Source organism: Azospira sp. I09, from assembly GCF_009177135.1.
Classification (GTDB): Bacteria; Pseudomonadota; Gammaproteobacteria; order Burkholderiales; family Rhodocyclaceae; genus Azospira; species Azospira oryzae.
The window spans coordinates 2,077,782-2,091,622 of the sequence record NZ_AP021844.1 but is presented as its reverse complement, the minus strand read 5'-3'; the positions used below and the strand labels follow the sequence as shown (position 1 = coordinate 2,091,622).

Here is a 13,841-nt window from a genome sequence, read left to right as displayed (position 1 = left end):
GAGACCATAAAAGGAGACAGCATCCATGAGCATCATCCCTCTGTTGAGTGTGGCAACACTCTTGACGTTAGCCGTGCTGATCAGTGTCCGTCCTCTGCGTCGGGCCCTGATCAGCCGGCCTCTTTTCTCCATTTACAAGCGCATCCTGCCCCAGATGTCCGACACGGAGCGGGAGGCGCTGGAAGCCGGCAGCGTCTGGTGGGAGGGCGAGCTGTTCCGCGGCAAGCCCGACTGGCAGAAGCTGATGGCCTATCCCCAGCCCAAGCTGACGGCCGAAGAACAGGCCTTCATGGACAACGAGGTCGATCAGGCCTGCGCCATGACCGACGACTGGAAGGTCTCCCACGAGCTGTATGACCTGCCGCCCGACGTGTGGCAGTACATCAAGGACAAGGGCTTCCTCGGCATGATCATCCCGAAGAAGTACGGCGGCCTGGAATTCTCCGCCTACGCCCATTCCCAGGTGGTGACCAAGCTGTCCACCCGTTCCTCCGCCCTGGCCGTGTCCGTCATGGTGCCCAACTCCCTCGGCCCGGCCGAGCTGTTGCTGCACTACGGCACCGACGAGCAGAAGAACCACTACCTGCCCCGCCTGGCCAAGGGCATCGACGTGCCCGCCTTCGCCCTCACCAGCCCCTGGGCCGGTTCCGATGCAGCCTCCATCCCCGACTACGGCGTGGTCTGCAAGGGCATGTGGCAGGGCCAGGAAGTGCTGGGCATGAAGGTCACCTGGGACAAGCGCTACATCACCCTGGGCCCGGTGTGCACCGTGCTCGGCCTGGCCTTCCGTCTCTACGATCCCCAGGGCCTGCTGAGCGACAAGAAGGATATCGGCATCACCTGCGCCCTGGTCCCCAACGACCACCCCGGCGTGGAAATCGGCGCCCGCCACTTCCCCCTGAACGCCGCCTTCCACAACGGTCCGACCCGGGGCAAGGAAGTGTTCATGCCCCTGGAGTTCATCATCGGCGGTCCCAGGATGGCCGGCCAGGGCTGGCGCATGCTGATGGAGTGCCTGGCTGCCGGCCGCTCCATCTCCCTGCCGTCCTCCAACACCGGCATGGCCAAGCTCACCGCCCGCGCCGTCGGCGCCTACGCCCGGGTGCGCAGCCAGTTCAAGATGGCCGTGGGCAAGTTCGAAGGCGTGGAAGAGGCCCTCACCCGCATCGGCGCCTACACCTACATGATGGACGCCGCCCGGGTCATGACCGCCGGCGCCGTCGATCTGGGCGAGAAGCCTTCCGTGGTCTCCGCCATCGCCAAGTACCACGTCACCGAACGGGCCCGCAAGGTGGTCAATGACGGCATGGACGTGATCGGCGGCAAGGGCATCTGCCTCGGCCCCTCCAACTTCCTCGGCCGCGCCTACCAGCAGATTCCCATCGGCATCACCGTGGAAGGCGCCAACATCCTCACCCGCAGCCTGATCATCTTCGGCCAGGGCGCCATCCGCTGCCATCCCTTCGTGCTGGCCGAAATGCAGGCCGCCCAGAAGAACGACCTGGTCGGCTTCGACAAGGCCCTGTTCGGCCACATGGGCTTCTCCATCGGCAACGGCGTGCGCGCCCTGCTGCTGGGCCTGACCGGTGCCCGCTTCGCCGGCGTCGGTGCCGACGTGGCGCCGGAGACCCGCCGCTACTACCAGCAGCTGACCCGCTTCTCCTCTGCCTTCGCCTTCCTTTCCGACGTCTCCATGCTGGTCCTGGGCGGCGGTCTGAAGCGCAAGGAAAAAATCTCCGCCCGTCTCGGCGACATCCTGGCCCAGATGTACCTGATCTCCGCCACCTTGAAGCGCTACGAGGCGGAAGGCCGGCAGCAGGCCGATGCAGCCCTGATGCACTGGTCGGTGCAGGATTCCCTGGTGCAGGCCCAGGAAGCCTTTGACGGCGTCCTCGCCAACTACCCGAGCCCGCTGGTGGGCTGGTTCCTGAAGAAGGTCATCTTCCCCTTCGGCCGTCCCCATGTGGTGCCGTCCGACGACATCGGCCATCAGGTGGCCAAGGCCCTGATCTCCCCCAGCGCCACCCGGGAGCGCCTCACCGCCGGCTGCTTCGTCGCCAAGACGGAAGCGGATGCCGTGGGCGCCATCGAGCTGGCCCTGACCGCCACCCTGGAAGCCGAGCCCATCGAGGCCAAGATCCGAGAAGCGGAAAAGAGCGGCAAGTTCGACGGCAACCCCCTCGCCAACGTGCGCGACGTGGCCCTGGCCGCCTACGAGGTCGGCGTCCTGTCCGCCGCCGAGTACGCAGTGATCAAGCGGCGCAACGAGCTGCGGGACATCGTCATCCGTGTGGACGACTTTGCCCCCGACTTCGGTGTGGCCACGGCCCTCAACAAGCCGGAAGTGCGCAAGGCGGCCTGAACCGCCCTGCCAGCAGGACCCACGATCCCGGGGCGCCCCTTGTGGGTGACCCCGGGACGATTACAAGCAGAAACGTAAAAGACAAAACCAAAGGAGAGAGACATGGCCCAGCAGCAAGCATTTGAGCCGGTCTACGTGGTGGATGGGGCACGCACCCCGTTCCTCAAGGCGAAGAACGGGCCCGGCCCGTTCTCGGCCGCCGATCTTGCCGTGCAGGCCGGGCGGGCCCTTCTGGCCCGCCAGCCCTTTGCTCCGGAGGATCTGGACGAGGTGGTGCTGGGCTGCGCCAGCCCCAGCCCGGACGAGGTGAATATCGGCCGGGTGGCGGCCTTGCGCCTGGGCTGCGGCAACAAGGTGACGGGCTGGACGGTGATGCGCAACTGCGCCTCCGGCATGCAGGCCCTGGATTCGGCCATGGCCAACATCCAGTCCGGTCGTTCCGAACTGGTCCTGGCCGGCGGCGTGGACGCCCTGTCCCGGGCGCCCCTGCTGTACAACGACGCCATGGTGTTGTGGTTCGCCGGCATGATGCAGATGAAGACCCTGGGCCAGAAGGCCGGGCACTTCCTCAAGCTGCGCCCCAGCGTGCTGCTTAATCCGGTGATCGGCCTGATGAAGGGCCTGACCGATCCGGTGGTAGGCCTCTTGATGGGACAGACGGCGGAAAACCTGGCTTGGCGCTTCGGCATCAGCCGGGAAGAGATGGATGCCTTTTCCGTGCGCTCCCATCAGCGGGTCATGGCCGGCCGGGCCAAGCAGGCCTTCGGCGAGATCGTGCCCCTGGTCGGCAACGACGGCACCGTCTATGCCGAGGACGATGGCGTGCGGGCCGATGCCAGCATGGACGGGATGAAGAAGCTCAAGCCCTTCTTCGACAAAAAATACGGCCGGGTCACTCCGGCCAACAGTTCCCAGATCACCGACGGCGGCGCCTGGCTGCTGCTGGCTTCCGAAAGCGCCGTCAAGCGCTGGAAGCTCGAGCCCCTGGGCCGCATCGTGGACGCCCAGTGGGCCGGCCTCGATCCTTCCCAGATGGGCCTGGGCCCGGTGCATGCGGTGACCCCCATCCTGCAGCGTCACGGCCTGGGGCTCAACGATGTGGACCTGATGGAAATCAACGAGGCCTTCGCCGCCCAGGTGCTGGGCTGCCTCAGGGCCTGGGAAGACGATATCTACTGCCGCGAGGAACTGGGCCTGCCCGGTGCCCTGGGCAGCCTGGACCAGGACCGGCTCAACGTGGATGGCGGTGCCGTGGCCCAGGGCCATCCGGTGGGCGCCTCCGGCGCCCGCATCGTGCTGCACCTGTTGCATGCCCTGAAAGCCCGGGGCGGCAAGAAGGGCGTCGCCAGCATCTGCATCGGCGGCGGCCAGGGCGGTGCCATGCTGGTGGAAACCTGCTGAGGCCGCCATGCGCATCGGCATCATTGTCGATTCCTGCTGCGACCTGCCCCGGCAGTTCCTCGACGAGCACGAGATCGTGGTCCTGCCCATCTCCCTGCGCATCGGCGGCGCGGTGATCCAAGACCGGCGCGACCCGGACGAGACCCATCGCTTCTACGCCACCCATGTGGACCGGCGCAGCGAGGATTTTGCCGAGTCCTTCCCCTACAGCCCGGCCCAGATCGAGCAGGTGTTCCTGGACAAGATGGTGATCGACTACGACTACGTCTTCGTCCTCACCATCACCAGCGAGCGCAGCCCCATCTACGACCATGCCATGCAGGCCTCGCGCACCGTCCTCACCAAGTACAAGGACCCGCGCCGGGAAATCGGCAAGCCGGGCCGCTTCGGCCTGTGCGTGCTCTCCAGCCGCAACCTGTTCACCGGCCAGGCCGTGCTGGCGGCGGAAGCGGTGCGCCTGATCCGTCTCGGCGGCACGCCCAGCGAGATCGGCACCCGCCTGCGCCAGCTGGTGGACCACATCCACACCTACCTGGTGCCGGCGGACCTCTTCCACATCTACAAGCGGGCCGCCAAGAAGGGCGACAGCAGCATCAACTGGGGCACCTACAAGCTCGGCCAGATGCTGGACATGAAGCCCATCCTGCACTGCAACCGGGACGTCACCCGCTCCATCGCCAAGGTGCGCGGCTTCGAGGCCGGCGTGCAGCGCCTCTTCGCCAATGCGGCGCGGCAGGTGCGGGCCGGCCTGGAGTCGCCCCACGTCTGCATCAGCTACGGCGGCGATCCGGCCACCGTGCCCGGCCTGCCCGGCTATGCCGACCTGGCGGCGGCGGTGCAGGAGAAGGGCGCCGAGATCCTGATTTCCATGATGAGCAACACCGCCGCGGTCAACGTGGGCACGGGGGCGGTGTCCCTGGCCTTTGCCGCCGGTAGCCATACCTTTCACTGAAGGTAGACCATGAACATGCATACCCAAACCTCCCTGACCCAACAGCACTGGCACCTCACCCGGGAGGCCGACGGCCTCGCCTGGCTGTCCCTGGACAAGGCCGGGGAGAGTGCCAATTCCCTGTCCAAGGCCGTCATGGCCGAACTCTCCGGCGTGCTGGACGAGCTCGATCGTCAGCCGCCCAAGGCCCTCATCATCCGCTCCGCCAAGAGCGCCGGCTTCATTGCCGGGGCCGACATTTCCGAATTCGACCAGCTGGATTCGCCGGAGGCCGCCAAGGCCATGGTGGCCCGGGGCTGGGAGCTGTTCAACCGCCTCGCCGCCGTACCCTATCCGACCCTGGCCCTGGTGCGGGGCCACTGCCTGGGCGGCGGCCTGGAACTGGCCCTGGCCTGCCGTACCCTTTTGGTGGTGGACGAGCCGGGCACCAAGCTGGGCCTGCCCGAAGTCATGCTCGGCATCTTCCCCGGCTGGGGTGGCATGCTGCGCCTGCCCCGGCGGGTCGGTCCCGCCGTGGCCCTGGACCTGATGCTGGCCGGCAAGACCGTGGATGCGAAAAAGGCCAAGCGCCTGGGCCTGGCCGACGAGTGCGTGCCGCCCCGGGTGATGGAATCCGCTGCCCGCCAGCTGGCCCTCAACCCACCGTCCCGCAAGCCCCTGCCGTTGCTGCAGCGCCTCTTCCTGGGCCCCCTGCGCGGCGTGGTGGCGGGCCAGGCGCGCAAGCAGGTGGCCAAGCGGGCCCGTCCCGAACACTATCCGGCACCCTACGCCATCATCGACCTGTGGGCCAAGTACGACGGCAACGCCCTGGCGGCGCCGGAGATCACCGATCGCATCGTCCGTTCCGCCACCGCCCGCAACCTGGTGCGGGTATTCCACCTGCAGGAGCGGCTGAAGGCTTTCGGCAAGGATTCCGCTTTCGTCGCCAAACGGGTGCACGTGGTGGGGGCCGGCGTCATGGGGGGCGACATCGCCGCCTGGTGCGCCGGCCGCGGCCTCACCGTGACCCTGCAGGACCAGAACGTGGAGCGCATCGCTCCGGCCATCAAGCGGGCCCACGCCGGCTTTGCCCGGCGCATCAGGGACAAGCTGCAGCTGCGCGCCGTCATGGACCGGCTCATCCCCGATCCGGAAGGCCATGGTGCCGCCCACGCCGACGTGGTCATCGAGGCCATCTTCGAGAACCTGGAAGCCAAGCACAGCCTGCTCAAGGGCCTGGAGGCCCGGATGAAGCCCGATGCCGTGCTGGCCACCAACACCTCCAGCCTGAAGCTGGAGGGCATCCGTACCGTCCTGCAGCGGCCGGAACGCCTGGTGGGCATCCACTTCTTCAACCCGGTGGCGAAGATGCCCCTGGTGGAGGTGGTGACGGCCGCGGGCGGCGATGTGGAAGTGACGCGCCAGGCCTGCGCCTTCGTGCGCGGCATCGACAAGCTGCCCCTGCCGGTGCAGAGCGCCCCTGGTTTCCTGGTCAATGCCGTGCTCGGCCCCTACCTGCTGGAAGCCATGCGCTGCGTGGACGAGGGCATCGCCCCGGAGACGGTGGATGAAGCGGCCCTGGCCTTCGGCATGCCCATGGGCCCCATCGAACTGGCCGATACCGTCGGCCTGGATATTGCCATGGCGGCCGGCAAGGCCCTGGCCGGCAACGGTACGGAGCCGCCCAAGTGCCTGGTGCAGCGCTTCGAGCGCGGCGATCTGGGGCGCAAGAGCGGCAAGGGTTTCTACGCCTATCCGGCCGGCAAGATCCAGAAGGGGGCGGCGGGCGCAGTGCCGGCCGGTCTGGCCGAACGGTTGGTGCAGCCCCTGCTGCAGCGGACGCAACAATTGGTCGATGCAGGTGTCGTAGCGGATGCCGAGCTGGCGGACGCCGGCGTAATATTCGGCACCGGTTTCGCCCCCTTCACGGGCGGACCCCTCAACTACGCTAGGAGCCGACATGCCTGAAATCCCCGTCCAACTGCCCGAAAAGCAACCCACCCTGCGCCTGATGACCATGCCGTCGGACATGAATCCGAACGGCGACATCTTCGGCGGCTGGGTCATGTCCCAGGTGGACATTGCCGGCGGCGTCGCCGCCATGCGTCGGGCCCGCGGACGGGTGGCCACGGTGGCCGTCAATGCCTTCCAGTTCAAGCAACCGATTTCCACCGGCGATGTGGTGAGCTTCTACACCGACATCGTCCGGGTCGGCAAAACTTCCATCACGCTCAATGTGGAGGTTTATGCCGAACGCAACTATTTCAAGCCCATCACGGTCAAGGTGACGGAAGCCACCCTGACCTACGTCGCCATCGATGTCAGCGGCAACAAGCGGGAGATGCCGGCGGAGGGCTGAAAGCAGGTGTTTTATCCGGGAAGTCCATTTCCCACACAACCACAAAAGAGGAGACCAATCGATGTTGAAGACTTCTATGAAGTTGCTGCCGGCCTTGGTGCTGGGAGGGCTGTACGGTACCGCGAGCGCTTCCGGCTTCCAGCTGCTGGAGCAGAACGCCAGCGGCCTGGGCAATGCCTACGCCGGTTCCGCCGCCGTGGCCGAGGACGCCAGCACCATTTATTTCAATCCGGCCGGCATGACCAAGCTGCAGGACCGGGAAGTGTCCGTGGGCCTCAACGCCATCCGTCCCAGCTACAAGTTCACCAACAACGGAACCACCAATCCTGCAGCGTTTGGTGGTGGTGCGGCAACTGGCGGCAATGGCGGCGATGCGGGTGACTGGGGCTATGTGCCCAACGGTTACATGTCCTGGGCTCTGTCCAAGGACCTGTATGTCGGCGTGGGTATCGGTGCTCCCTTCGGCCTCAAGACCGAATATGATCGAAACTGGGTCGGCCGCTATCAGTCCATCAAGTTCGACATCAAAACCCTCAATATCAACCCCTCCGTCGCCTACCGGCTTAACGACAAGGTTTCCGTCGGCTTCGGTTTGAACTGGCAGAAGTTCGATGCAGAGTATGTGCGCCAAGGCGCTCCTGGTGCTCTTGTGACCCTGAATGCCAAGGACAGCGCTTGGGGCTGGAATGCCGGGGCCCTGTTCCAGCTTTCCCCGGCGACCCGCCTGGGGGTGTCCTACCGTTCGGACATCAAGTACAAGCTGGAGGGCGATATCGCCACTGCTATTCCTGGGGGGGCGGGCAATGTGACCGCCGATTTGAAGACGCCTGATACCTTCATCCTCAGTCTGACCCATGCCCTGAATGACCGTTGGGATCTGTTGGGTGACCTCTCCTGGACCGGCTGGGGAAAAATTCCTAAATTGGATATTGTTCGTACCAGCGGCGCGGTTGCACAGACCCTGGATACCGATTTCCGCAATACCTGGCGGGCCGCCCTCGGCGCTACCTACAAGTATTCAGATGCGTGGAAGCTGAAGTTTGGTGTGGCCTACGATCAGTCTCCTGTGAAGGATGCAGAGCGCCTTACCTCTCTGCCGGACAACAACCGCATCTGGCTGTCCGTCGGCGCCCAGTTCGCACCGAGCAAGACCTCCCGTCTGGATGTGGGTTATGCCCATCTGTTCGTCAAGGATTCTCAGATCAACAACAGCCAGAATCCGCTACAGGGGATTGTGGTTGGCAGCTACGAGGCCAGTGCCGACATTCTCGGTATCCAGTACTCCTCCAGCTTCTAAGCAGCCCTATCGCTTCCTGTGCTGATGCGCCCAAACGCCCCGGTCCTCCGGGGCGTTTTTCTTTGTATTTCCCCTTGACGGCCCAAGGTCAAAGCCTATAATTCAAACGTTCGTTTGAATTTGGTGCCGTGTCCGATGCCAGTCCTCTCCCTCCGCCGTTCATCGCCGCAGCCGGTAGGCTGCCGGCGTGCTGCCCGTCCATTTCTTGAAGGCGCGGTGGAAGGTGGTCGGGTCGTCGAAACCCACTTCGGTGCCGATGACGGCGATGGGGGTTTGGCTCTGGGTCAGGCGCTGGATGGCCACGTCCCGGCGCAGTTCGTCCTTGATGGACTGGAAGGTGCAGCCTTCTGCCGCCAGGTGGCGGGTGAGGCTGCGCACCGAGGTGTGCAGGCTGCGCGCCACCGTTTCGACGCAGACGGGCGTCCCGAGGTGCTTCTCCAGGGTTTCCCGCACCCGTTGGCTGACCAGGCGTTCGGCGAAGGAGACGAACAGCCAGCCCCCCGGCGCCTTGCTGAGGAAGGTGCCGAGGGATTTCCGGTCCTGGCGGATCGGCGTCGCCAGGGCGCTGGCCTCGAAGTACAGGGCCGACCGCTCCTGGTCGAAATGCACCGGCCCCGGATAGAGGAAAACATATTCCGAGGCATGGCGCGGCCGTGGGTAGGCGCAGTCCACCCGGGCCAGGGCCATCCTGTGGCCGGTGAGCCAGGAGGCGACGCCGTGGATCAGTTTGAGCATGATTTCCTGGCCGAAGGTATTGCCCACCGCCGCCGACGTCTGGGGGATGAGGGCCATGCGCACCAGGCCGTCCTGGCGCGACAGGTCGATGGCGAAGTCGTCCAGCACCAGGTGGAAGAAGCGGGTGAAGCGGAACAGGGCGGTCTGCAGGTTGGCCGATTCGAGCAGGCTCAGGCAGAGGAATTTGAAGGCGCCGGCCCGTACCGGGCGGGAGAACATCCCCGGCAATTCGTCGTCCAACTCACGGGCCAGGAGGCGGTAGAGGGTGGCGAACTGGTCCGTGGTGACGCGGGCGGTTTCCGCGCCGAGCAAGGCCGGGGCAATGCCCGCCTGGTGTACCAGGGCCGTTTGCCGTGCCGGCGGCAGGGTAGTGCCGGCCAGCAGGTTGGCGACGAAACTGATGGGAACGGTGGTCGATGATGAAGCGGTCATGGGCACGAATTTCTTGTGCACTGCGGCACAATGAATGGCCGATTATGCAATTAAATCGGCCTAAGCGGCAATCCGGTGTGGGGCGTGTTGTTCGTAGAATCTCCCCTGAAACACAGATTCCATCGTGTTTTCAGGAACCCGTTGAGGCTGGCGCTGCCGCCGCCTATGACGCCAATCTGCGGCGCGATAGGTCTATTGGCGTAATGGCGTTTGCCTTCGCCAACGGGCGATAAGCCAGAACAACATCAGGAGACCCCAACCATGCCCATGCAAGCCATCCCGGTCACGCCCTCCGCCTATGCCTATCCGCTGCTGATCAAACAGCTCCTGCACACGCCCCTGGCCACGGCACCGGATCAGGAAATCGTCTACGCCGACAAGCGGCGCCATACCTACGCCGACATGGCCCGCCGCATCCACCGCCTGGGCCATGCCCTGAGCCGCCTGGGCATCCAGGGTGGCGATACGGTGGCAGTGATGGACTGGGACAGCCATCGCTACCTGGAATGCTTCTTCGCCGTGCCCATGCTGGGCACCGTGCTGCAGACGGTGAATATCCGCCTGTCACCGGACCAGATCCTGTACACCCTGAACCATGCCCAGGCCAGCGTGCTGCTGGTGAACCGGGAATTCCTGCCGGTGCTGGCGCAAATCCGCGGCGAGCTGGCCACGGTGAAACGCTTCGTTCTGCTGGACGACGAAGGCGGCGACCTGCCGGAAGGCTTTGCCGGCGAGTACGAAGCCCTGCTGGCCGACTGCCCGGACCACTACGACTTTCCCGATTTCGACGAAAACACCCGGGCCACCACCTTCTACACCACGGGCACCACCGGCCTGCCCAAGGGCGTCTATTTCAGCCACCGCCAGCTGGTGCTGCACACCCTGGCCGTCTGCTCTGCCCTGGCCCTGGCGCCCAAGCAGGGGGGATTCCACCGGGACGACATCTACATGCCCCTGACCCCCATGTTCCATGTGCACGCCTGGGGCATGCCCTACATCGCCACCCTGGCGGGGGTGAAGCAGGTCTATCCGGGGCGCTACCAGCCCGAGGCCATCCTCAAGCTGATCGAGAAGGAGCAGGTCACCTTCTCCCACTGCGTCCCCACCATCCTGCACATGCTGCTGCTGACGCCCTATGGCAAGCAGGTGGACCTTTCTAGGTGGAAGGTCATCATCGGCGGCTCCGCCCTCACCACGGGTCTGGCCAAGGCGGCCCTGGAGCGGGGCATCGATGTGTTCACCGGCTACGGCATGTCCGAGACCTGTCCCATCCTGACCCTGGCCCAGATGGAAGATCCGGCGCTGCTGGCCGATGCCGATGCCAACGTGGCGGTACGGGTCAAGACCGGCCGGCCCGTGCCCCTGGTGGCCCTGCGCACCGTGGATGCCCAGATGGGTGACTGCCCGCGGGACGGCAAGAGCGCCGGCGAGGTGGTGGTGCGCGCCCCCTGGCTGACCCAGGGCTACCTCTACAACCCGGAGGCCTCCGAGCATCTGTGGGACGGCGGCTGGCTGCACACCCAGGACATCGGCCACATCGACCCCCAGGGCTACCTGCAGGTCACCGACCGCATCAAGGACGTGATCAAGACCGGCGGCGAGTGGGTCTCCTCCCTCGAACTGGAGGACCTCATCGGCCGCCACCCGGGGGTCAGCGAAGTGGCCGTCATCGGCGTGCCCGACGAGAAGTGGGGCGAACGCCCCCTGGCCCTGGTGGTGCTCAAGCCCGAATTCGCCGACCAGGTGTCGGCCGCAGATATCCAAGCCCATGTGAAGGTCTTTGCCGACCAGGGCCATATTTCCAAGTACGGTGTACCGGAAAACGTCAGATTCCTCGAGAGTCTGGCTCGAACCAGCGTTGGCAAGCTGAACAAGCGCGCCATGCGGGAACAACTAGTGAAGTGAAGGAGACAAGAAGACCATGAGTGAGAACAGCAAACTGATCGTCCGCCGGGCTGCCGTGCTCGGCGCCGGCGTGATGGGGGCCCAGATCGCCGCCCATCTCGCCAACGCCGATGTGCCGGTGGTGCTTTTCGACCTGGCGGCCAAGGAGGGCGACCCCAACGGCATCGTCAAGAAGGCCCTGGACGGCTTGAAGAAGCTGGACCCGGCCCCCCTGGCGAGCAAGGAGCGCCTGGCCCACATCGATGCCGCGAACTACGAGCAGCACCTGGCCCTGCTGGGCGAGTGCGACCTGGTGATCGAGGCCATCGCCGAGAAGATGGAGTGGAAGGAAGACCTCTACCGCAAGATCGCGCCCCACCTGAAGGCCGGCGCCATCGTTGCCTCCAACACCTCGGGCCTGTCCATCAACAAGTTGTCCTCCACCGTGCCGGCGGAGAAGCGGGCTAACTTCTGCGGCATCCACTTCTTCAATCCGCCGCGCTACATGCCCCTGGTGGAAATCATCGCCACCACCGACTCCGATCCGGCCATGCTGGACCGCCTGGAAACCTGGCTGGTCTCCCGCCTCGGCAAGAGCGTGGTGCGGGCCAAGGACACCCCCAATTTCGTCGCCAACCGGGTCGGTGTCTTCTCCATCCTGGCGGTGATGCACCACACCCAGCGCCTGGAGATGGGCTTCGACGAGGTGGATGCCCTGACCGGCCCCAAGATCGGCCGTCCCAAGAGCGCCACCTACCGCACCGCCGACGTGGTGGGCCTGGACACCCTGGCCCACGTGGTCAAAACCATGCAGGACACCCTGCCCGGCGATCCGTGGCACAGCCACTTCCAGGCCCCGGCCTGGCTGGCCGCCCTGATCGAGAAGGGCGCCCTGGGCCAGAAGACCAAGTGCGGCATCTTCCGTAAGCAGGGCAAGGAAATCCAGGTGCTGGACCTGGCCAAGCAGGACTACCGTACCTCCGCCGGCGAGATTGCCCCGGAAGTGGCCGAGATCCTCAAGATCAAGAACCCGGCCGAGAAGTTCGCCGCCCTGCGCGCCTCCGGCCACAAGCAGGCCCAGTTCCTGTGGGCCATCTACCGGGACGTCTTCCACTACTGCGCCTTCCACCTGGAATCCATCGCCGACAACGCCCGGGATGTGGATTTCGCCATGCGCTGGGGCTTTGGCTGGGCCATGGGCCCCTTCGAGACCTGGCAGGCGGCCGGCTGGAAAGCCATTGCCGCCGCCGTGCAGGCCGACATCGATGCCGGCCTGGCCATGAGCACGGCGCCCCTGCCCGCCTGGGTCATGGCCCGGGACGGGGTGCATGAACCCGCCGGCTCCTGGTCCGCCGCCGAACAGGGCCTCAAGCCCCGTTCCGCCCTGCCGGTGTACGGCCGCCAGCTCTATCCCGAGACCGTGCTGGGCGAGGCTCCCGCCGCCAAGGGTGAGACTGTCTGGGAAAACGCCGGGGTGCGCCTGTGGACCCATGCCCAGGACCCGAAGATCGCCATTCTCTCCATCACCTCCAAGATGCACGCCATCGGCGACGAGGTGCTGGACGGCGTGCTCGAAGCAGTCAGCCGGGCCGAGCGGGACTTCGACGGCCTGGTCATCTGGCACGAAGCCCCCTTCGCCGTCGGCGCCAACCTGCAGCAGGTGGGCGAAGCCTGCGCCAAGGGCGAGTTCGACAAGCTGGAGGCCACCGTGGCCAAGTTCCAGCGCGCCTCCATGGCCTTCAAGCACGCCCAGGTGCCCACCGTGGCGGCTGTGCAGGGCATGGCCCTGGGCGGCGGCTGCGAGTTCGTCATGCATGCTGCCCACCGGGTCATGGCCCTGGAAAGCTACGTCGGTCTGGTGGAAGCGGGCGTCGGCCTGATTCCCGCCGGCGGCGGCTGCAAGGAATTCGCCATCCGCGCCGCCCAGTTCGGTGCCCGCCAGGCTGGCGGCGAACTGTTCCCCTTCCTGCAGAACGTCTTCCAGACCATCGCCATGGCCAAGGTGGCCAAGAGCGCCCTGGAAGTGCAGGAAATGGGCTTCGCCAAGGAGTCGGACGACGTGGTCTTCAACGCCCACGAACTGCTGCACGTGGCCCTGGGCCGCGCCCGGGCCATGGCCCAGGCCGGCTACCGTCCGCCCCTGCGGGCCCGCAACATCCCGGTGGCCGGTCGTCCCGGTATTGCCACCCTGGAGATGATGCTGGTGAACATGAAGGAGGGCGGTTTCATTTCCGCCCACGATTACCGGGTGGCCCGCTCCGCCGCCATCGCCCTGTGCGGCGGCGACGTGGAGCAGGGCAGCCGGGTGGACGACGAATGGCTGCTCACCGTGGAGCGCCGCGAATTCGTCGAACTGCTGAAGACCCCGGAAACCCAGGCCCGCATCAAGCACATGCTTGAGACCGGCAAGCCCCTGCGCAATTAAGGGGAAGGAGACAAA

9 protein-coding genes are annotated in these 13,841 nt (G+C 65.7%); 8 read left to right on the top strand and 1 reads right to left on the bottom strand.

The window, feature by feature from the left end; genetic code table 11:
• Positions 1-25: 25 nt before the first annotated feature.
• The 6 genes from AZSP09_RS09710 to AZSP09_RS09685 all read left to right on the top strand — a co-directional run bounded on the left by AZSP09_RS09710 (position 26) and on the right by AZSP09_RS09685 (position 8,350).
• Complete coding sequence (locus AZSP09_RS09710) at positions 26-2,362, top strand: acyl-CoA dehydrogenase (protein ID WP_152089919.1); 2,337 nt, start codon at positions 26-28, stop codon at positions 2,360-2,362.
• A 102-nt stretch (positions 2,363-2,464) separates the two neighbouring features.
• On the top strand, positions 2,465-3,763 hold the full coding sequence (locus AZSP09_RS09705) for an acetyl-CoA C-acetyltransferase (RefSeq protein WP_152089918.1): 1,299 nt from the start codon (positions 2,465-2,467) through the stop codon (positions 3,761-3,763).
• A 7-nt stretch (positions 3,764-3,770) separates the two neighbouring features.
• Complete coding sequence (locus tag AZSP09_RS09700) at positions 3,771-4,715, top strand: DegV family protein (protein WP_014235444.1); 945 nt, start codon at positions 3,771-3,773, stop codon at positions 4,713-4,715.
• Positions 4,716-4,730: 15 nt separating this feature from the next.
• Positions 4,731-6,662 carry a 3-hydroxyacyl-CoA dehydrogenase NAD-binding domain-containing protein gene (locus tag AZSP09_RS09695; RefSeq protein ID WP_442858685.1) on the top strand — a complete coding sequence of 644 codons (1,932 nt, stop codon included), beginning with the start codon at positions 4,731-4,733 and terminating at the stop codon, positions 6,660-6,662.
• A complete protein-coding gene (locus AZSP09_RS09690) occupies positions 6,655-7,053 on the top strand; it encodes an acyl-CoA thioesterase (protein ID WP_152089916.1) in 399 nt (132 codons plus the stop codon). Before AZSP09_RS09695 ends, AZSP09_RS09690 begins: the two co-directional genes overlap by 8 nt.
• A gap of 61 nt (positions 7,054-7,114) precedes the next feature.
• A complete protein-coding gene (locus tag AZSP09_RS09685) occupies positions 7,115-8,350 on the top strand; it encodes an OmpP1/FadL family transporter (RefSeq protein ID WP_152089915.1) in 1,236 nt (411 codons plus the stop codon).
• Positions 8,351-8,509: 159 nt separating this feature from the next.
• On the opposite strand, the gene AZSP09_RS09680 is transcribed toward AZSP09_RS09685, so the two are convergent.
• The gene (locus tag AZSP09_RS09680) at positions 8,510-9,517 is read right to left on the bottom strand and encodes an AraC family transcriptional regulator (protein WP_152089914.1); all 1,008 of its coding nucleotides are present in this window, start codon (positions 9,515-9,517) and stop codon (positions 8,510-8,512) included.
• A gap of 261 nt (positions 9,518-9,778) precedes the next feature.
• Between AZSP09_RS09680 and AZSP09_RS09675 the strand changes: the two genes are divergently transcribed.
• Both AZSP09_RS09675 and AZSP09_RS09670 read left to right on the top strand, forming a co-directional pair.
• Complete coding sequence (locus tag AZSP09_RS09675) at positions 9,779-11,422, top strand: fatty acid--CoA ligase (RefSeq protein ID WP_152089913.1); 1,644 nt, start codon at positions 9,779-9,781, stop codon at positions 11,420-11,422.
• Positions 11,423-11,438: 16 nt separating this feature from the next.
• On the top strand, positions 11,439-13,826 hold the full coding sequence (locus AZSP09_RS09670) for a 3-hydroxyacyl-CoA dehydrogenase/enoyl-CoA hydratase family protein (protein ID WP_152089912.1): 2,388 nt from the start codon (positions 11,439-11,441) through the stop codon (positions 13,824-13,826).
• Positions 13,827-13,841 lie beyond the last annotated feature (15 nt).

Bases quoted from the DNA above. Each gene is read 5' to 3' on its own strand.
- AZSP09_RS09675 (WP_152089913.1), top strand. From the start codon at position 9,779: ATGCCCATGCAAGCCATCCCGGTCACGCCCTCCGCCTATGCCTATCCG.
- AZSP09_RS09690 (WP_152089916.1), top strand. From the start codon at position 6,655: ATGCCTGAAATCCCCGTCCAACTGCCCGAAAAGCAACCCACCCTGCGC.
- AZSP09_RS09680 (WP_152089914.1), bottom strand. From the start codon at position 9,517: ATGACCGCTTCATCATCGACCACCGTTCCCATCAGTTTCGTCGCCAAC.
- AZSP09_RS09685 (WP_152089915.1), top strand. From the start codon at position 7,115: ATGTTGAAGACTTCTATGAAGTTGCTGCCGGCCTTGGTGCTGGGAGGG.
- AZSP09_RS09705 (WP_152089918.1), top strand. From the start codon at position 2,465: ATGGCCCAGCAGCAAGCATTTGAGCCGGTCTACGTGGTGGATGGGGCA.
- AZSP09_RS09670 (WP_152089912.1), top strand. From the start codon at position 11,439: ATGAGTGAGAACAGCAAACTGATCGTCCGCCGGGCTGCCGTGCTCGGC.
- AZSP09_RS09710 (WP_152089919.1), top strand. From the start codon at position 26: ATGAGCATCATCCCTCTGTTGAGTGTGGCAACACTCTTGACGTTAGCC.
- AZSP09_RS09700 (WP_014235444.1), top strand. From the start codon at position 3,771: ATGCGCATCGGCATCATTGTCGATTCCTGCTGCGACCTGCCCCGGCAG.
- AZSP09_RS09695 (WP_442858685.1), top strand. From the start codon at position 4,731: ATGCATACCCAAACCTCCCTGACCCAACAGCACTGGCACCTCACCCGG.